This window comes from Anabaena sp. 4-3, assembly GCF_001597745.1.
Lineage (GTDB): Bacteria > Cyanobacteriota > Cyanobacteriia > Cyanobacteriales > Nostocaceae > Trichormus.
This window is the reverse complement of the sequence record NZ_LUHJ01000049.1, coordinates 131,640-151,795: the sequence shown is the minus strand read 5'-3', so window position 1 is coordinate 151,795 and position 20,156 is coordinate 131,640. Positions and strand designations below refer to the sequence as shown.

Below are 20,156 nucleotides of genomic sequence, written 5' to 3'. Positions count from 1 at the left end.
CTTTTAGCACCCGCTTCGGTATTGCCAATATAAATCCTGAACAGGTTGCGTACCTCCGATTAACCACCCTAGAGAAATCGCTCAATATCCTATTTATAGATTGATTTGAGTAATTTCCTTGATTTACCTACCCAAGTGCTACAGTGGCATCAAAGCCCGTTGGCACTTGGGACATACTGCATGGATTGTCATTTGACAGTCAAGCAGGTGAAATCCTTCTTTTTGAGCAGTTTTAGCCCCAATTTTTAAAATTGAGTCATTTTTGAACTCAATCGTCGCGTTGCATTTCACACAAATCAGGTGATGGTGATGATGGGGGTAAGGCTGGTTGATTTCATAATGTTTATGTCCTTCACCTAATTCAAGTTCCCGCAAGATACCCATCCGCGCCATCAACTTTAAAGTCCGATAGATGGTTGAGAGGCTAATTCCTTCACCATCGCTTTCTAAGCGTTGATAAAGATCCTCAGCACTGAGATGTTCGCCTTGAGGAAGTTCTTGAAAAATGTGTAAAATTGTCTCTCTTTGGGGAGTTAAACGCCAGCCTCTCTCGTTTAATTCTGCCTTTAATGAAGAAGTTGTATAGACAGTCATACTAATTTTTCTCAACAAAGCCTATTAATTGAGAATATAGCAAATATTTCATCCTATTTGCAACAATCGTTGCTTATTGAGAATAATTATTAAATTTTGAAAAAAAAATAAGTAATGTGATCCCCATCGGCAATACATATCCAGCCATTCACTAGAAAAACATAGCTATCATTAATTGCCAAAGTTTCTAATCAGCAATAGATAGCAGTTAAAAGTGGGGATCAATTGAGTTTTTCGGAGCAAATAGTCCAGAGTCAACAATCTCTAGTATAGATTTTGTTCACTATTAACTATTGACTATTGACTATGACTATCACATTTAACTCAGAGACTCTAAATAGTCGCGGATGAGGTTACGCCGCTTAGGTTGGCGCAGTTTTTGTAAAGCTTTGGATTCAATTTGACGGACTCGTTCCCTTGATAAATCAAGGGCGCGGCCAATTTCTGCTAACGAGTAAGGATGACCATCTGCTAATCCAAACCGCATTAAAATGACATCACGTTCACGGCTGGTTAAATCGGCTAACAAATTTTGCAAGTCTCTTTGTAGAGATTCTCGCATTAACATTTCTTCAGGTGTGACGCTATCGGTTTCTAATAATTCGCCTAATTCGGTGTCTTTATCTTTACCGACTTTAGTTTCTAAAGAAACAGAACGAGGAACTCTTAACAAAACTTCTCGCACTTGGCTGGGTGTCATATCTAATTCAAGAGCCAAGTCTTCTAAAGTAGGAGTACGTCCTTTTTCTTGAGCGATTTTACGTTGAGCTTTTTTAATTTTGTTAAGTTTTTCTGTGATGTGAACAGGCAGGCGAATTGTACGGCTAGAAGTTGCGATCGCTCTGGTAATACCCTGACGAATCCACCAGTAAGCATAGGTGCTAAAACGATATCCTTTAGTCGGATCAAATTTTTCTACAGCCCGTTCTAAGCCCAGAGTTCCTTCTTGAACTAAATCTAATAATTCCAATCCACGATTTTGATATTTTTTGGCCACAGACACAACCAAGCGTAAATTCGCCTTAATCATGTGTTCTTTGGCTTGCAGTCCATTGGACTGTATTTTTTCCAATTCTTCTACAGTCATCTTGGCAATTTCTGCCCAACGACGCTTACCGTCTGACAAAATCGGTTTCAGTTCCGAGATATTGATCCCGGCTGTCTTCGCCCACCGTTCCAATGAAGGGCGGTGTCCTAATTCTGATGCCAAACGTTCTTGCACTTCAATCAAATGAAGATAAGGGGCTGCTATAGCATCTCCTTGTTTGGCGGCATTTGCCAGCACTGTCCGCAATCGCAGGTATCGCTGGACTTTTTGTGCCTCGGAAACTTCTTCATCCCTTCCTAACAACCGCACCCGGCCTATTTCCTGAAGGTATAGACGTACTAAATCTGTACTACGACGGTTAGTATTGGCAGACAAGTTATGAGGATCAGCAGCAGCTATTTCCAAATCATGGAGATCATCCACGGATAACTCACTGTCATCAACTGTCAGATCAGGATCTAAAACCTGGCTGGATTTTTGGGTGTTGTAGGCGGCATCTGCGTAAAAAGATGTTGCTGGCATAAATCGTCTCTATGGCTCCAGGTAACAATAGATTGCGGTCAGCTATTTAACTGTTGCTATTGTTCCCGTGATTTTAGATGAACTAACACGGTAGAGGTTTCCAGTAATGTTTTGTTGCAAAACAACTTACTGTGATTTGTTCAGAATCAAAACCGAACTATCTCGGCTACTGAACTACTGATTGAACCAATAGCTATTCAAATCCATGATGAGGGTTTAAATCGGAACTACATAGTCAGCTTTTCCACCAGAATGAATATTAGCTGCTATTTTGGTAATTGGTATAAATATATGTCGGTAAACATCATGATGATCACCGGCATAGTCACATCTACATGAATATGAAAGTAATTTCCTGACGATTTTCTACTTTTTTTTCTCAGGATTTTTGAGGAGAAACTTAAAGTAATAAATTATGAATTATCTTTGAGTGTTCTGTAACAAGTGATACTTTCAACAGATGTTCAGTTAATACTTACTAATTTTTCATCAACACTTTACACTGAATTGGCATCTGATCAATATTTATTTTTTTGGTTTTGATTTTTGGCTTGTAGTGGAGCCATTGCCGATTAATACGGTGATACCAGTTCGTTGGCACAGGCTCTAGTAGAGATGAAAGCAAGCCAACATCAGGGCTATAGCCCTGACGACGAATTTCACATCTGCCAACGGATGATTTTTATTCTGGCTTGATATCTCGTAGCATCAGTTCATCGAGTGCTTGTTGTGGTGTGACTTCACCTTGGATTAATCGATAAACTTGCTCAGTAATTGGGATGACGATATTTTTTTGTCTAGCTAGTTGTACTAATACCTGACAAGTGTTTACTCCTTCGGCGGTTCCTGGTAAATTAGCCAAAACGTCTGTTAGTGAGTTACCAGCAGCTAATTGATAGCCGACTTGGTAATTACGACTTAAAGGACTGTTACAGGTGGCTAACAAGTCTCCTAGACCAGATAAACCATAAAATGTTTCCGTCTTCGCCCCCCAAAAATTGCCCAGACGCACCATTTCTGTGAGTCCGCGTGTGACTAAAGCGGCTTTGGCATTAGTTCCCAAGTGTAAACCATCACAGACACCTGCTGCGATCGCCATCACGTTTTTCAGTGTCCCGCCCAACTCCACACCCACGGGATCAGCATTGGTATATACTCGAAATCGATGGGAAGTAAAAGCCACCTGTACGGTTTCCGCCGCAGTCGCATCTTGAGAAGCAACTACCGTAGCAGCTGGTAATGATTGTTGAATTTCTTTAGATAAATTAGGCCCCGACAGTACCACCACCGGATGCTCAGGAAAAGTTGATTGCCAAATTTGCGACGGTGTACAGATAGTCTCAGGTTCTAACCCTTTTGTCGCCGTGACAAAAATCGTTGTGGGTGTTCGCGTAGCGTCTCGCACAGAAAGGGTGAAAGAACTTACTTGAGAAGCAACTTCTCTCACCCCTTTCATAGAGATAGCAGACACAACTATTTGAGCATCTTGTAACACTGATGCTAAAGTATCACATCCCCGACGTGACCACACACGCACCCGATGACCGTTTGCTGCTGCTAAATTGGCTAGAGTTGCACCCCAAGCACCCGCGCCTAAAATTGCTATGGTAGTTTCTTGCACCACTATTCAAAATTCAAAATTCAAAATTCAAAATTCAAAATTACAATTACTTTTTGTACAGACGCGATTAATCCCGTCTCTACTCTGCAATCTTTTTCCGTGGGTAACGCTGCATCAGTTCCCGCACTTGTTCGGCGTGGTAAGAACTTCTGGTTAACGGTGAGGACACAACTTGTAAAAATCCTAGTTCTTCACCGTAAGCTTGCCAAGCGGCGAATTGTTCTGGAGTCACAAAATCATTAACTTGCAAATGTTTTTGACTCGGTTGCAGGTACTGCCCAATGGTGAGGATATCACAATCTACAGCGCGCAAGTCTTGCATAACTTGGCGAACTTCTGCATCAGTTTCGCCCAATCCTACCATAATCCCTGATTTGGTGTACAACCAAGGAGCCATTTGGCGGCTGAGTTGGAGTAATTCCATTGTGCGCTGATAGTTTCCTTGGGGTCTTACCCGCCGATACAGTCTAGGAACTGTTTCTGTATTATGGTTTAGTACCTCTGGCGCAGCTTGGAGAATTATTTCTAAAGCTTCCCAATTCCCACACAAATCTGGAATTAGCACCTCAATTGTGGTTTGGGGTGAAACTGTACGCACTGCTTCAATACACCGGACAAACTGAGCAGCACCACCATCTGGTAAATCATCTCGGTTGACAGAGGTAATTACTACATGATTCAGTCTCATGCGGCGTACCGCTTCCGCCAAACGTGCTGGTTCTGTGGGGTCTAAAGCTTTGGGTTTTTTCTCAAAGTCAATATCACAATAAGGACAGGCACGAGTACAAGCTGGCCCCATAATCAAAAATGTCGCCGTTCCAGCTTGGAAGCACTCACCAATGTTCGGACAGGATGCTTCCTCACAAACTGTATTAAGTGCTAAATCCCGTAAAATTTCTTTGACATTACCGACACGCTCCCATTGAGGGGCTTTTACTCGCAACCAGTCTGGCTTAACAGTCACAATCAGCTTTTACCAACGATAGTTATACAAATCTAATCCTAGCAAGCAAATTCCTCGCTGAATTTATCATCTATATATATATAGGAATCATATTTGATTTCTGAAAAAAATCAGTACACCCCTGTTCCCTATTCCCTGTTCCCTGTTCCCTGTTCCCTGTTCCCTGTTCCCTAACTACACAAGTAATTTCAATAATCACATCGGATTCCTATATGTTAGGCATAGGCAACAAACAGGGGAATCCAGTCTGGGGACAAATCTCATCCGCTTCCTCCGCTCCTCTCCTCCCCTACACCCTTAGCATTCACCAGAATTTGTGTTATGATATTGATTATATGTAAATTTACGGGATGTAGCGCAGCTTGGTAGCGCACTTCGTTCGGGACGAAGGGGCCGCTGGTTCGAATCCAGTCATCCCGATTCTAGAAATACAACAGTTATGCAACTCAGGTGCGACTTTTTTGGCATTGCGTCCGAATGTTTCGCACCCATTCACACAATACATTTTTGGGTTTTTATAATTAATTCTTATCAGTAGCTTGGATTAAATCAAGGTGAGATATTATCTATTTCTTTGTCATTCATTTAGACACGCATAATCTAACTTGAGATATATTGACAAGTATAATTTTTCTATAAAGCAATTACATTGAACAAGCACTTAGCTGGGGAAGCAAAAATGTAGTTTTTAATTCTTTATCAGTGATGGTAAAGAGTGTAGTGTTTCAAGGCGAAAATCTTGTCATACAAGGGAATTCAGGCAGTTATTTTGGATGGAGGATTAGCGGTCAGTATTGGTTTATTTACCCGTAAATACCGGCGTGATTCCCCAAATAAAAAACCGCATCAGGTGATTTTCTCTTTATCAAGACTTTAAAAATTGAGTGTAATTGAAAACAATCAGTAAAGTTACTGGAGAAACGTAGCGCGCACCAGAGAAAGATGTTATATATTGTCATAGTTAATTAGATACACTTAAGAAAAACCACTGGAATTAAAAATGGCAGCACAGCTAATCTCATCTGAGTATTCCAGGATAGTAGCCAGCCAAGAGCAAGTTTCCTCTGAACTGGAAGGGGAAGCAGTAATTCTCGATGTCAAGTCGGGAGTTTACTATGGTCTGAATCAGGTAGGAGCTAGTGTCTGGAATATGATTCAAGCACCTAAAAGTATAAAAGAGATTCAGGCGGCTTTACTGGCAGAGTATGAAGTTGAACCAGAGGTGTGTGAGCGTGACTTAATGATTCTACTGGAAGATTTAGCAGCTAAGGGACTGATTAAGATTACTAATGAAGCGTCTGCTTAAATTTCTATTCCTCAATCACAGCGATCGCCTTCTCCTGATCAATACTTTTTTGCTCTTGTTGTTTGTCAATCTGGGTTTGTGGTTACTGCCATTTAGTCAGTTACGCACACTGCTAAATAAGATAAATCAACCAAACATCAGTGTTAACCAAACTACTATCGGTAAAATTATTTGGGCTGTGGATGTCAGCACTAAATTTGTACCAGGAGCTAAGTGTTTAGCGCGCGCGTTGACTTGTCAAGTCTTGATGACTAGACGTGGTTACTCTCCTGAACTGCGAATAGGTGTTGTTAAAGATGAGCAAGGTAAATTAGAAGCGCATGCTTGGATTGAAAATCAAGGAAAAGTAGTCATTGGTCATCTAGCAAATCTTTCATCCTATAAACCACTACCATCTTTACCAAGGAACGGACTATGAGTGGCATTGTTGGCATCTACAACTTGGATAGACAACCAGTAGAAAATGAACAATTGACGCGCATGGTCGATGTTTTGGCTCAACGGGGGCCAGATGGAGCGGATATATGGTGTTCTGATTTTGTCGGGTTAGGGCATCGGATGCTGTGGACTACTCCTGAGTCATTATTAGAGCAGCAGCCGCTAGTTGATCCAACAGGTGACTTAGTTCTGACCGCAGACTTACGCCTAGACAATCGGGATGAATTAATATATAAATTACAATTAGATGGTTGGACATCTGAAAAAATTACAGATAGCCAACTGGTATTAGCAGCTTACGAGAAATGGGCTGAAGAATGTGCTTCCAAGTTGCTAGGAGATTTTGCCTTTGTAATTTGGGATAGACGTAAACAGATAATTTTTTGCGCCAGAGATCATTTTGGCATCAAACCGTTATATTATTTTTACAGACCTGGTAAGCAGTTTTGTTTTGCTTCTGAGATTAAAGGACTGTTGTGTTTATCACAAGTTCCCAGAAGACTGAACGAAGAAGCGATCGCCAATCATCTACACCCATTTAAAAAAGATAAGTCTAGCACTGTCTATGAAGATATCTTCCGGTTGCCTCCGGGACATATCATGGTAGTCAGCGACAAAGGAGGGTTAAAGTCTCGCTCCTACTGGGCTTTACAAGTGGGTGATGAATTAAGGCTCAATTCTGATGCAGAATACGCTGAAGCTTTTCGGGAAGTCTTTACAGAAGCAGTACGTTGTCGTCTACGTAGCGCATTCCCTGTAGGTTGTCATCTCAGTGGTGGCTTAGACTCCTCATCAGTGGCGTGTGTAGCACGGAACATATTACAATCAGAAAACGGCGCACAACTACACACCTTCTCGAATATCTTTAATGATGTTCCTGAATGTGATGAGCGTCAATATATTAATCCAGTGTTAGAGCAAGGTGGGTGTATACCCCACTATGTACATCCTGATCAAGCTGGGCCTATCTCAGAATGGCAGAACTATTTTCAATACATGGATGACCCATACCTTGGCCCTAGCCACTATTTAGTATGGGGATTAAATCGTGCCACACAGCAAGCGGGTATCAGGATTTGTTTAGATGGTTTTGATGGTGATACAACAGTATCGCATGGTGCTGTATATTTTGCGGAGTTAGCACGTCAAGGTAAATGGGATACTTTTCTGACAGAAGCTAATGCAGTCTCACAGCACTTTCAGACCTCAGTAGCGGCTATTTTTCATGAGTATGTCATTTCCTACCTCAAGGAATTGGCACAACAGGGAAAATGGTTGAAGTTTGCGGAAACTGCTAATCAAATCAGTCAAAATTTTCGGATTTCTCGGCAGAAATTGTTTGTATCTTACGGAATCAAACCTTTAGTACCTGAATCTGTATTAAATGTTTGGCGATCGCTCCGAGGTTATCAGAACCATACAAATAATTTTACTCCCCTGATTAACCCTAGATTTGCCCAAAAAGTTGGTCTAGACAATCTCAAAGAGTCTTCATCTGACGATGAGAGTCCAGCCGTAACAGTGAGAGAGGATCAATGGCGTAGCTTTAACTCAAATATGTTTACTATAGTTTTGGAGTTAGTAGATCAATGCGCTGCCGAATTTTCTCTAGAGTCGCGTCATCCTTTCATGGATAAACGACTGATTGAATTGTGTCTAGCTTTACCACCTGAGCAGAAGCTCAACCAGGGATGGTCTCGCGTCGTCATGCGGAGAGCTATGAATGGTATTCTGCCTCAAGAAATACAATGGCGTGGTGGCAAAACCAGCATGACACCAAATTTCCGCCGGGGATTACTGCATCTTGATCGGCAAATTGTAGAGGAGGTAATTAAAGCTAATCCTAGTAATATCGCAGACTTTGTGGACATAAATTCTCTCCAAAGTTTCTATGACTATGTATTGTCTACAAATGACATTTATGATGACCAGGGAGTAATGCCCGTTTGGAAATCTTTAACCCTGGCTCTTTGGCTGAAACACACACAAATCAAACCATAAGTCGGACTAGGGGTTGTGCTGATGATGCCTGCTCCTACCTGGACTTAATTGGTTCACAATTGCTATCAAGAAACTAACCAACAGGAAACTAGACAAATGAAAAAAGCTTACAATGCTCCCCAATTGACAATCCACGGCAGTGTTGAAAACATTACAAATTCTTTTGGTACTCCAGGTGCTAATGATACATTTGAAGTTAACGGTCAAAACTTCCCTGGCGCATTAATCGGACTAAGTGGTTCTCAAGACGGCGTAGTAATACCTAAGTAATAGTTGTAGCCAACTAACTAGCCTAATTATGGGCGTAATAGCATAACTTTGCTTTTACACCCATAGTTATCCACAGCTATTTAATAGGACAAGGGAAACATGAAAACAGCTTACAATGCTCCCCAACTGACAATCCACGGCAATGTGGAAAACATTACCAATGCTTTTGGTCAACAACCAAATGTTGCAGATTTAATATACGTAGGAGGATCAGCTTTTCCAGCCTCATTAGTTGGATTGAGCGGTTCTGGAGGAGACGGAGTCATCGTACCTAAGCCATAGTTGTAGTCAAAAACCTCACCTTGATAAATCTTTCACGCTGGCTATTTGGCTGAGATAAATACAAATTAAACCATAAGTCGGACTAGGGGTTTTGCTGATCAAGGCTGCTCCTACCAGGACTTAATTGGTTCACAAGTCCTATTAAATCAACAACTTATCAAACAGGAAACTAGACAAATGAAAAAAGCTTACAATGCTCCCCAATTGACAATCCACGGCAGTGTAGAAAACATTACCAATGCTTTTGGTAACCCAGCTATTAACGATACATTCCATTACGGATCTACCGCTTTCGCCGCTAATGGTTCTGTAGACGGCGTAGTTGTACCTAAGCCATAGTTGTAGCCAAATAACTAGCCTAATTATGGGGGTAATAGTAGGGTTTGACTTTTACACCCATAATTATCTACAGCTAGGTATGAACAAAAGCAGTTTGACACCTGCTTTCAAGATGTAATAACTTATCGTAGAGCATCAGGGAAATATTTCCCTGATGTCTTCCTTGATAAACGAATTTGCCAGATTTGTCAAGTTCTAACCTTTTGACATACTCCCCGCCCTAGAAGGGTGGAGACTCTGGGTTAAAACAGCGATAGCAGGCGAAAGCCCCTCTTATATCGCCTCGCCCAACAGACAATGCCCTGCCTGTTGCTGCTATTCTATCAGAAAGCCGTCCTAGAAGGACGGGGAACCTCAAACCCAAATCTTCGGTAAAATATAAATTCTATTTAACAAAAAACATTTTTTAAGTAAAAACACAGTAATTTTAAATGTACATTTATACAGCTTATAACTTAGGTATTCATTCAGAGTTACCCTTACCGGAACTCATCCCTAGTGACAAACCAGCAGATGTTACTATACGCTTTGGTAAGCTAAACAACCCAGAGCAGAAGCGGAGTAACGGCGGTGATTATGTACTCGGTGAGGTGCCAGGATGGGGTACGGTATTGGTGCAAGGGGGTAGAGAAATTATCCTCGATCCTCACTCCGATATTGATGAAGCGATGATCCGCACTTTTCTGCTGGGTGCGATTCTGTGCATACTACTGCGGCAAAGAGGGTTATTAGTGCTTCATGCCAGTAGTGTAGTGATCAATGGTAGTGCTGTCGCCTTTATGGCTGACTCAGGACAAGGTAAGTCAACTTTAGCTGAATGTTTCCATGCTCATGGCTATAACATTCTAACAGATGACGTTTTAGCAATTAAAGTAGACACAGAAAAATCTCTAGTTATACCAGGGTTTCCCCAGATTAAGTTGTGGCCTGATGCGGCTGCTAATTTTGGTCATGGGGCTGATAGCTTACCTCTGCTGAACTCCCAGACTATCAAGCGTGTCCACAGGTTGCAAGATGGTTTTAGCCAAGAACCTGTACCTATTAGTAGAATTTATGTGATTGCGAATGGAACTCACCCAGAAATCGTTCCTTTAGAAGCGAAGCAAGGCTTTGGGCAATTAGTGAAACATTCGCGGGAAATGCAAGCACTAACTGCACCAGAGTTGTTGAAAGAGCATTTTATGCAATGTACTACTCTGGTTAAACAAATTCCTGTGTTAAGTTTACGACGGCAACGCTCGTTAGAAGCACTGCCGGATTTAATCAAGTTAGTGGAAAAGGATCTGGCTGAAAATTCCGCGCCTGTCAACATGAGCGTTTGACAAGATGGGAGAGATTCTGGAACAATAGGCTGGTTTAAGTTTTGACCAAGAAAAATATTTAATTGCGATCGCCACTTTAACTATGCAATTAGGCAAACTATTTCAAGCCAAGCTAAAAAAAACGTTACGCCTTGTGCCTGCATTACGCCTAGTTTGGCAAAGTAGTCCGAGGTTGACGATCGCTCGCGTAGTCTTGGTATTTATTCAAGGCATACTACCAGTATTATCAATCTATCTTACCAAACTAATCATAGACACAGTAGTTGCTAACTTCTCTATAGCTAATAAAGCAGCTGCGTTTAACTCTGTGATTCCTTTGATTTTGCTAGCTGGTGGAGTTACCCTACTCACCAATCTTTGCTACTCCGTTACAGAATTAGTCATTACTGCCCATTCGCAACGGGTAACTGACTATATGCAGGGTATCATTAACGCCAAATCCATCGAGTCAGACCTAGAATATTACGAGAATCCCCTATATTACGATACACTGCAAAGAGCGCAACAAGAAGCACCCTACAGACCACCGCAAATCCTCAACCGCTTGGCACAGGTTGCTCAAAGTAGTGTGTCATTAATTGCAATGGTGGGTTTATTGCTGTCATTGCACTGGGGAATTATTGGTATATTATTTGTAGCGGCTCTCCCGGCTTTATTGGTGCGAGTCAAATTTAGTCGTGTAATGTATCGTTGGCAGCGCAAATGGACACCATCCGAGAGACAAGCCATGTATTTGGCATGGATGTTAACATCAGACCAGTATGCCAAAGAAATCCGCTTATTTGATATAGGTGGCTATTTTAGTCAATGGTATCAGCGCATCCGTCAGCAGCTATACAAGGAGAAAGTTGCAGTTCTGAGTAAACGCTCCTTAGCTTTTTTTGGAGCAGAAGCGATCGCTGGTATTATCATCTTTGTTATCTATGCGTTTATTATTTATCAAGCTATCAACGGAGTTCTACGCCTAGGGGATTTAGTTCTTTATTACCAAGCTTTGCAGAAAGGACAGAATGATATTAAAGCCTTATTAGCCAGTATTTCTGCACTTTATGAAGACAATCTTTTCTTGGCTAACCTCTATGAATTTCTGGATATTAAACCGAGAATAGTAGACTCGATCAACCCAGTACCGCTTCCCCGACCGATGCAAAGTGGTATTGAATTTCAAAACGTCAGTTTTCAATATTCTACTACTACCCGTCAAGCATTAAAAGATATTAATTTGAGAGTAGGGCCGGGAGAAGTAATTGCATTAGTAGGAGAAAATGGTTCAGGTAAAACGACACTAATTAAACTGTTGTGTAGATTGTATGACCCCACAGGTGGGAAAATTACGATTGATGGCATTGACCTGAAAGAATATAAAACAGCAGAATTGCGGCGAGAAATTAGTGTAATTTTCCAAGACTACGCCAAATATCACTTCACAGCCCAAGAAAATATTTGGTTAGCAAACATTGATTTACCACCACAACGGGAAAGCATTATTGCTGCGGCGCGTCGTTCCGGTGCCGATGATGTAATTAGTAAATTACCAAAAGGGTATGACACCGTATTAGGTAAACTATTTGAAGAAGGAGAAGAACTGAGTATTGGGCAATGGCAAAAAGTTGCTTTGGCTAGAGCATTTTTAAGAGATTCCCAATTAATTGTATTGGATGAACCTACCAGTGCAATGGATCCGAAAGCCGAGTATGAAGTGTTTGATAAATTCCGCCAACTGATTAAAGATCAAGCGGCAATTTTGATCAGCCATCGTTTATCTACAGTGAAAATGGCTGATCGAATTTATGTCATGGATAATGGCACTATTGTTGAGAGTGGAACCCATGATGAGTTGATGCAGATGAATGGGACTTATGCTTATTTGTTTGAAACGCAAGCGCAACAGTATCTGATGTAGCTGTGCTAATCAACAACTTTGAGTAATCCTCGTTTTAAACCATCCAATATGCGGTTGATTTGCTGGTGTTCTTGCTCACTTAAATCTGCTTTAGACAGCAACGTAGACATAAGTAACTGCTGATCACGGCGCGTAATTCTGTTAATAGTGAATATGCGCTGCAAGACAGTTTCTAAAGACATGGGGGTTGAGGTAGTGGTAGCTTGCATATTATTCACTGAAACTTTATGTAGGGGAACAGGGAACAGGGAACAGGGAACAGGGAACAGGGGACAGGAAAGAAGGACTTTACAAGTGTACACAGTTTTCTCAGAAATCAAATATGATTCATGTATTTTTTGCAATTAATTTTTCACAAAATAACAATTTTTGATGAAGTATGACATGAGTATCCCTACGGAATTACTGAGGCGAAATTGTCAAGAGTTTTATGCCTCCTCTGATACTCGTATTTTAGGTAAAATAACTAGGCAGTTAAATAAACAATAGGTCAAAAATCATGGCACAGGCTCAGATTGGCATCATTGGCGGTAGTGGACTCTACAAAATGGATGCGTTAAAAGATGTAGAAGAAGTACAAATTCAGACACCCTTTGGTGCGCCGTCTGATGCGTTAATCTTGGGAACTTTAGAAAACACCAGAGTAGCATTTTTAGCTCGTCATGGTCGTAATCATACGCTATTACCGTCAGAGTTACCCTTCCGTGCCAATATCTACGCCATGAAACAACTAGGAGTAGAGTATTTAATCTCAGCCAGTGCGGTAGGTTCTTTGCAAGCCGAAGCCAAACCCTTAGATATGGTAATACCAGATCAATTTATTGACAGAACCAAAAATCGGGTTTCCACATTTTTTGGTGAAGGGATTGTAGCACATATTGCTTTTGGCGAACCGATTTGTAAAAACTTGGCGAATATCTTAGCAGAGGCGATCGCATCTTTAAACTTACCAGAAGTCAGCCTACATCGTGGCGGTACTTACGTGTGCATGGAAGGGCCAGCATTTTCCACCAAAGCCGAATCAAACCTTTACCGTAGTTGGGGTGCAACCGTAATTGGCATGACAAACTTACCAGAAGCCAAACTAGCCAGAGAAGCCGAAATTGCCTACGCCACCCTAGCCCTAGTCACAGACTACGATTGCTGGCATCCAGAACACGATAGCGTCACAGTAGACATGGTAATTGCCAACCTACAACGCAACGCCATCAACGCCCAAAAAGCCATACAAGAAACCGTCCGACGACTCAGGCAAAACCCCCCAACCAGCGAAGCCCACACCGCCCTCAAATACGCCATCTTGACTAATCTAACCCAAGCCCCCACCGCCACCAAAGAAAAATTAGCCCTACTACTCAAAAAATACCTCTAAAAAACCTCCGCGCCCCTTTGCGTTGCCTCCGCGCCCCTCCGCGTTTAAAACTCACACCCACCTAAGCCACACGAAAACTAAAATTAACACTTGCCCAATGACTCACATCTAAGATATAATAATCGTTTGCAGTACCATTCATCTCCGCCTTAACATTGCTAGCATTGTGCAAATCTTGCAACAAAGCTTGAGCAATCACCAAAGGATTGACCAAAGTAGTAATAGGCTGTTGATCTCCCGTGGGATACTTAGCAGTTTCCAAAGCTTTCAAAGTTTCAGGAAAAGGCGAAGTGCTAAAAATTAATTGGTGTTCGCATTCATAGGTAGGCCCAGAAATCATCCAACCCGATGTAGTGGCAGTTTGTGGTAAAGTCACAGTTTCACCGGGGGGAATAACTACTGGTTGCAGTAGAGGTTGATTATTGGGACTATTATCAGAATCTGAGACTATTTGCCAGGGGTAGAAAGCGATCGCAGTTCGATGATTGTTAATACCCAACAGCATCAAATATATAGGCTGCTGGCTTTTATTTTGTACCCGGTACTGTACGCGACTACCAACGGGAACCGTAGGAATAGCAACTGGTTGGTTGCGGGTAGGAGAATGACTTTGTTGACTGCTGAGATTCCGTAAAGTTTCCCGTTGCAATACCACTTTCGGTGAAATCCCCAAAATCTCTAACGTTACCTTCACAGGCAAGCGAGAAGAACCTTCATTTTCTGTCAGTCGCCATAACTTGGTTGCTAAGAGGGTGGGTAATTTCGTTGCTAATCGCAAGGCAGCGACTTTGACAGCTTCGCCAAATTCCCCTGTGGTGTTAGGAATTAACTCACCACCGAGAGAAAATAAACCATAACGACTAGGAGTTTGTAGCAATTTACCAAACACATAATCGGCTGGTTGTTCTCCTTCCACTACCTTAGAAACATGGGGAAGTGTCGCAAAAGCACTGGTGGCATCGACACGTTCAATTCTTTCCAGTTTCGGATCTAAAGCTACGGTTAAATTAATATTGCGGGGTAAAACTCTGACTGCTTCTTGCAAGAGTTGCCCGACTTGCAAAGGTGTAGTATCGCTTATTTTAGCGAGTTGCGCCTTAGCTGTTAATCCACTGCGCGATCGCACCTCTAAATGTTCCCCTGATGCTAAAGCCAGTCGGGAATGAATACCGTAGTATTCTAATACCTGAGCAGGTAGCCCACCTAGCCAGATTTGCGCGACTTTACCATCATCTTCTGTAGCGATGATTGCTCCCTCTGCGCCCATCATCCTATCTGGGAGTAAATTGGCGATGGTAACTCCTGCCTGTTGATTTTTCTTGTTACTGACTAACCCTGGTTGTTGTTTACTGCCTAATTGAGACATCGCACTAGCCACACGGGAAAAGCTCACTTGAATTGTCGTGGCTGGGGTGGATTCCCACAATTGTTGAGTTAAAGCGTAAGTAAATAACCCGGCACTAAAACCAGATAACAATACCTCTCTAGCCGACTCCTCCATATCTGAGGTAGCAGATAATATGATAGCTGGGCTGACTTCAATATCTTGAGCCTTGAGCAAAGTTTGGGTTTTGAGTTGTTTGAGAAACTCTAATTCTGGGAGTGCTAACTGTACCGATGGTAACTCCTGACGGGCGCGAATTCGCAACCCGGTAGTTTGGGCGGTGCTAGGGGTAGAGTAGCTAGTATCTAAGACTGCGGTGACTTTATCTGTGGGGAGCGATCGCAATAATAATAGTAAGGTTTCTTCTAGTACATAATTAGCAATGGGAACATTTTGTAATGCTGGATTTTCATCCCCAGCTACTAAAGCATTTTGTAGCTGATTTGGTGCTACCTGAATGCGCGTACCGTAACCGCTAAAATGAAACACCACCACATCCCCAGGTTGGGCTTGCTGGGTGAGATGATTGAAAAAAGCGGCTTCAATGGCTTCCCTAGTAGCTTGTTCCTCAGTCAAAGTCAGAATATCGGAGGGTTGGAAGCCAAACCGATGAGTTAAAAGTTCTGTTTGCAGTTCGACATCAGTGAGACAACCATTGAGAGAGGGACTTTTTTGATATTGATTGATGCCGATTAATAATGCCAGTTTGCGCGGTGTGGGTTGTGCTAAAGCTTGAGAATAGCGATCGCTTAACCTAAACCATTCAGCCTCAGTCACACCCAACACTGCGAGTATTGAGCCAATCTGTTGTAAAAAAGTCCGACGCTTCATAATTTGCTATCAACCTCCAGCCCCTAAGCATATAGCTTTTAGGGCTGAAGTGTAGAGTGTACAGTTAAAGTCTATACTGTTTGTTCGCCAACAAATGAGCCTAAGCCAATACTTGTACTCGCATTGCTCTAGCCAATTCCGCCGCAACTTCGGGACGAGAAAATTCTGGTGGGGGTAACTCACCGCGACGCAGCATTTCTCTAACTTTAGTACCAGACAGGTGAACCCGTTCCTCTGGTTTGCTGGGACTGGTTTTAGTTGTCGCCATTTGTTTGGTGCGGGTGCAGTAGAAAGCGTGTTCAAACTTCATGGGTACAATACCGATTTCACTCGGCTCAAATTCATCAAAGATGTATTGAGCATCGTAAGTACCATAATAGTCACCCACACCAGCATGATCTCGTCCCACAATAAAGTGAGTACAGCCGTAGTTTTTGCGAACTAAAGCATGGAAAATTGCCTCACGGGGGCCAGCGTAACGCATGGCGGCGGGATTAATTGCTAAAATCACTCTGTCTGTGGGGTAATAGTGTTCTAGCAAAATTTCATAGCAACGCATCCGCACATCCGCCGGGATATCATCTTCTTTGGTTGCGCCGACCAAAGGATGTAAAAATAAACCATCCACTGTTTCTAAAGCGCACTTTTGAATATATTCATGGGCGCGGTGAATGGGGTTACGGGTTTGGAAACCGACGATAGTTTTCCAACCTTTTTCTCTGAACATCTGCCGTGAAGCAGCCGGATCAATTTGGTATTTGGGGAAATAAGGGTGATCATCGCGTTGCAGTAACCAGACATCACCAGCCAGATTTACAGCACCTTGGTTATAAACTACCTGTACGCCTGGGTGTTTAGCTTCATCAGTGCGGTAGACGTTGATAGCTTCGCGGTTTTTATCGTAGTGATATTTTTGTGTGAGATGCAAAACCCCAATATATTCACCTTGGGGGTTATCTAGACGAACATAGCCATCTTCTTTTAAAGGTGCTGCTACTTCCTCGGAGACAGAAAGTGTAATCGGAATTGACCACACTAAACCGTTAGCGAGGCGCATTTCTGTCACCACCCGATTATAATCTTCCTGGTTCATAAAACCAGTGAGGGGACTAAAACCACCGATGGCAATCATTTCTAAATCAGAAACGGCGCGTTCATCGAGTTGCACTCTGGGCAAAAACTCAGCCTTAGAAAGAAATTCTTCTCTTTGTTCTGGTGTGGCAATGCGATTAATCAACTGTCCACCGTGTGCGGCAATGGCATCTGGTTGCTGACTCAAGTTACAATCCCCCTTAGCGATAAGTGTGTGTTATTGTTGCGAACTATGTACTAACTTATCAAAATGCTGGTACAGAAACATAAATAGTTTAGGGATTGGAAAAATCAGAGTAGCGTGACTCAGGGACTGCCAGATCAAAAAATCTCCAAAATGTCGGGTGCGTCAGGACGAGAAACCCTAGCTATGCCAAGAAAATCTTCACACTGACGCACCCTACTAACTATAGGGGAGGCAACCAAACAGAATAAAGATTCATCCGCGTTTATCTGCGTTTACACCGTTCGCGCAGCGTCTCCGTTAGGAGAAGTTCTGATGTCTACGACAAGCCGCTTGCGCGTCTACGGCGGAAGCCGCCGCTCAGACTTCTCTCTGCGTTCAATAATTTTTCTTCTGACTCTCGTTCAAAACCGCTATATACAAAGGTGTAGAGACGTTGCATGCAACGTCTCTACAAGGTTTTAAAACTTTCTTTTGTGGTTCATTTACCTGAAAATCGCTGTCAGCAAGCAGGGGCGATTTTGGCGGACATCAAAATTGATGCAGAATTAGCTAAACTGCTCAATAATTCCGCCACCGAGAACTTTTTCGCTGTCGTACCAAACCGCAGCTTGTCCGGGTGTAATACTGAACTGGGGTTCATCAAACACCAAGCGGACGCGGGAATTTTCTAAAGGTATGACTGTCACTGGTTCGGGTGCGGAACGGTAGCGAATTTGCACTGACGCACGAATAGGGGTAGTTGGTTCAGCCATAGATACCCAATTGACTCGCCCGACTGTACATTCTGCCTGGGTGGCTTTGGTGCGATCGCCTACAATTACTTTATTATTCACTGCATCTAAGGCAATCACATACAGTGGTTCGGGTGCGGCAATTCCCAATCCTTTGCGTTGTCCAATGGTGTAATGATGGACACCATCATGCTGTCCTAAAACTTTGCCTGTGGTATCCACAATCTCACCTTTTTTGGGTGCGAGATACTTATCCAAAAACGACCGCATAGAACCGTTGCTTTCTACTAAGCATAGGTCTTGACTTTCTGGCTTGTCGGCAGTTTTTAAGCCATGTTCCGCCGCAATGCGCCGGGTGTCGGCTTTTTGCATTTCCCCTAGGGGAAATAGTGACGCTGCTAGTAACTCTTGAGACAAATCATACAGAAAATAAGACTGGTCTTTGTTGCGGTCAATGGCTCTTAACAATTCGTAACGCCCAGTTGCTTGATTGTAGTGGATGCGGGCATAATGACCTGTGGCGATGCGATCGCAACCCAACTGTTCACGGGCATAGTTTACCATAGGCCCGAACTTGACCGTTTTATTACACTGAGAGCAAGGTAACGGTGTAATGCCAGCACTGTAACCAGTGACTAAATAATCGACAATATGAGTTTGAAAGACATCCCGCATATCCACCACTTGATGGGGAATGCCTAATTGTTCACAAATATAAGCAGCGTCGATCATACCTTCAGAGCAACATTGTCCTTTGCCTTTCATCAGCCAAAGGGTCAAACCGATGACTTCATAGCCCTGATGGTGTAAAATAGCGGCGGCGGTGGAACTGTCAACGCCACCAGAAAGACCAACGACGACTTTTTTCATATCTTTCAATAGTGCTTGGCTAACCGCCTTGCAGAATGGAAAACTTGAGGGTTAAATAATTAAATTTGGTAGGTACTCAACGCTCATCTTCAGACTAAAGAATTGCGATCGCCACCCATCAGACACGAAAGATTTTTAACTGCTCAATTGTAGCATATATCCTTTAAAGCCTGACTCTCAAGGCTGTTTGTACTCAGGGAGTGGATACCCCATCCGGTTGTGACTCTTTGCTCTTGAAAATTTGTTTAGAGGTATTTATTGCCACCTAGACTTACAACCTTTAAGCTAGCACTAGGTAAATTCTACTAAATTAGTTAATTACCAAGATGTCCAGTCAGATGATAGCCAAATATTTTGCATTACCGATGATGCCTGTTTTCGTTGGCAGTTGGTTCGCGCTGGCTGCTGATATAAGTCCCGCACAAGGGCAAATTGCTCAAAATCACAGCATACTGTTAGCTCAAAGTGTATATGAAAATTTACCACCGCCACCGGGCTTTATACCGGAGCAGACGGTGGATTTTAATCAATTTGGAGAGAGTTCCCAAATCTATCAACCAGTACAGTACCAATATAATCAAAACTTTCAACGTTACTCAGTCTACGTTGACAACAGAAACTCACAAACTCTACAACAAGTCCGTCGAATTGAACCTACAGCTTACATTCGCCAGTACAATGGGCGTTCTGTGGTGCAGTCAGGAGTATTTAATAGTTTAGTCAATGCTCAACAGCGAGTATTACAGTTACAGAGAATTGGTATTTATGGTGCTGAAATTGCGGGATTTTCTAATGCACCAGTCATGCCTAATAATCCTGTGAATAGAAATTCTGTCAGGAACACAGGCGGGTATTACGCGATTATTCCTGCCAACTCACAGGAATTATCCTCTATTGTCTTCCAAGTCAGACAACTGACAAGATTATACAATCAAGTGAATCCGAGACAACAACCTCTAGGGCCACACGTTGCCGTAGGGCCTTTTAATAAACGAACTGAAGCCATCAGGATAAACCAATTGTTGCGCGAAGGCGGTTTTGGTAATGCCAGAGTTTACTACGCCCGGTAAATTTTTTAC

The 20,156-nt window shown here is 42.5% G+C and carries 18 protein-coding genes and 1 tRNA gene; 11 read left to right on the top strand and 8 right to left on the bottom strand.

The window, feature by feature from the left end; genetic code table 11:
• Positions 1-138: 138 nt before the first annotated feature.
• From A3775_RS13715 to lipA, 4 genes are all read right to left on the bottom strand, one after another.
• Complete coding sequence (locus A3775_RS13715; RefSeq protein ID WP_066384666.1) at positions 139-594, bottom strand: Fur family transcriptional regulator; 456 nt, start codon at positions 592-594, stop codon at positions 139-141.
• A 319-nt stretch (positions 595-913) separates the two neighbouring features.
• Positions 914-2,164 carry an RNA polymerase sigma factor SigC gene (sigC, locus tag A3775_RS13710; RefSeq protein WP_066384668.1) on the bottom strand — a complete coding sequence of 417 codons (1,251 nt, stop codon included), beginning with the start codon at positions 2,162-2,164 and terminating at the stop codon, positions 914-916.
• 682 nt (positions 2,165-2,846) lie between these two features.
• On the bottom strand, positions 2,847-3,785 hold the full coding sequence (locus tag A3775_RS13705) for an NAD(P)H-dependent glycerol-3-phosphate dehydrogenase (RefSeq protein WP_066425433.1): 939 nt from the start codon (positions 3,783-3,785) through the stop codon (positions 2,847-2,849).
• Positions 3,786-3,864: 79 nt separating this feature from the next.
• Positions 3,865-4,749, bottom strand: a complete 885-nt coding sequence (lipA, locus tag A3775_RS13700; RefSeq protein WP_066425400.1) for a lipoyl synthase — start codon at positions 4,747-4,749, stop codon at positions 3,865-3,867.
• Between the two features lie 346 nt (positions 4,750-5,095).
• On the opposite strand from lipA, the gene A3775_RS13695 reads away from it, so the two are divergent.
• The 9 genes from A3775_RS13695 (at position 5,096) to A3775_RS13665 (ending at position 12,610) form a co-directional block, all read left to right on the top strand.
• Positions 5,096-5,169, top strand: a tRNA-Pro gene (locus A3775_RS13695).
• Between the two features lie 580 nt (positions 5,170-5,749).
• The gene (locus tag A3775_RS13690; protein WP_066384673.1) at positions 5,750-6,055 is read left to right on the top strand and encodes a PqqD family peptide modification chaperone; all 306 of its coding nucleotides are present in this window, start codon (positions 5,750-5,752) and stop codon (positions 6,053-6,055) included.
• The gene (locus A3775_RS13685) at positions 6,039-6,473 is read left to right on the top strand and encodes a lasso peptide biosynthesis B2 protein (protein ID WP_066425399.1); all 435 of its coding nucleotides are present in this window, start codon (positions 6,039-6,041) and stop codon (positions 6,471-6,473) included. Before A3775_RS13690 ends, A3775_RS13685 begins: the two co-directional genes overlap by 17 nt.
• On the top strand, positions 6,470-8,494 hold the full coding sequence (locus tag A3775_RS13680; RefSeq protein WP_066425397.1) for a lasso peptide isopeptide bond-forming cyclase: 2,025 nt from the start codon (positions 6,470-6,472) through the stop codon (positions 8,492-8,494). The genes A3775_RS13685 and A3775_RS13680 overlap by 4 nt, the downstream gene beginning before the upstream one ends.
• 96 nt (positions 8,495-8,590) lie before the next feature.
• A complete protein-coding gene (locus A3775_RS24270; protein WP_156481633.1) occupies positions 8,591-8,764 on the top strand; it encodes a lasso peptide in 174 nt (57 codons plus the stop codon).
• Positions 8,765-8,863: 99 nt separating this feature from the next.
• Positions 8,864-9,046 (top strand): lasso peptide, encoded by a 183-nt coding sequence (locus A3775_RS13675; protein WP_066425394.1) that lies wholly within the window; start codon positions 8,864-8,866, stop codon positions 9,044-9,046.
• Between the two features lie 177 nt (positions 9,047-9,223).
• Complete coding sequence (locus A3775_RS24265; protein ID WP_156481632.1) at positions 9,224-9,385, top strand: lasso peptide; 162 nt, start codon at positions 9,224-9,226, stop codon at positions 9,383-9,385.
• 431 nt (positions 9,386-9,816) lie between these two features.
• Positions 9,817-10,707, top strand: a complete 891-nt coding sequence (locus A3775_RS13670) for a serine kinase (protein WP_066384679.1) — start codon at positions 9,817-9,819, stop codon at positions 10,705-10,707.
• An 82-nt stretch (positions 10,708-10,789) separates the two neighbouring features.
• Positions 10,790-12,610, top strand: coding sequence for an ABC transporter ATP-binding protein (locus A3775_RS13665; RefSeq protein ID WP_066384680.1), 1,821 nt, complete (start codon positions 10,790-10,792; stop codon positions 12,608-12,610).
• 5 nt (positions 12,611-12,615) lie between these two features.
• On the opposite strand, the gene A3775_RS13660 is transcribed toward A3775_RS13665, so the two are convergent.
• Positions 12,616-12,819 (bottom strand): hypothetical protein, encoded by a 204-nt coding sequence (locus A3775_RS13660; RefSeq protein ID WP_066384681.1) that lies wholly within the window; start codon positions 12,817-12,819, stop codon positions 12,616-12,618.
• Between the two features lie 290 nt (positions 12,820-13,109).
• Here A3775_RS13660 and A3775_RS13655 point away from each other — a divergent pair, with 290 nt between their 5' ends.
• Positions 13,110-13,982, top strand: coding sequence for an S-methyl-5'-thioadenosine phosphorylase (locus A3775_RS13655; protein ID WP_066425392.1), 873 nt, complete (start codon positions 13,110-13,112; stop codon positions 13,980-13,982).
• Positions 13,983-14,043: 61 nt separating this feature from the next.
• Here the strand turns inward: A3775_RS13655 and A3775_RS13650 are convergent, their stop codons facing one another.
• From A3775_RS13650 to mnmA, 3 genes are all read right to left on the bottom strand, one after another.
• Positions 14,044-16,197 carry a caspase family protein gene (locus tag A3775_RS13650; protein ID WP_066384685.1) on the bottom strand — a complete coding sequence of 718 codons (2,154 nt, stop codon included), beginning with the start codon at positions 16,195-16,197 and terminating at the stop codon, positions 14,044-14,046.
• 100 nt (positions 16,198-16,297) lie between these two features.
• Entirely contained in the window at positions 16,298-17,476 is a 1,179-nt protein-coding gene (sat, locus tag A3775_RS13645) for a sulfate adenylyltransferase (RefSeq protein WP_066384688.1), read from the bottom strand.
• 545 nt (positions 17,477-18,021) lie between these two features.
• On the bottom strand, positions 18,022-19,077 hold the full coding sequence (gene mnmA / locus A3775_RS13640; RefSeq protein ID WP_066425389.1) for a tRNA 2-thiouridine(34) synthase MnmA: 1,056 nt from the start codon (positions 19,075-19,077) through the stop codon (positions 18,022-18,024).
• A 326-nt stretch (positions 19,078-19,403) separates the two neighbouring features.
• On the opposite strand from mnmA, the gene A3775_RS13635 reads away from it, so the two are divergent.
• Positions 19,404-20,147: a hypothetical protein gene (locus A3775_RS13635; protein ID WP_066384693.1), complete on the top strand. Its 744-nt coding sequence runs from the start codon at positions 19,404-19,406 to the stop codon at positions 20,145-20,147.
• Positions 20,148-20,156: the final 9 nt, after the last annotated feature.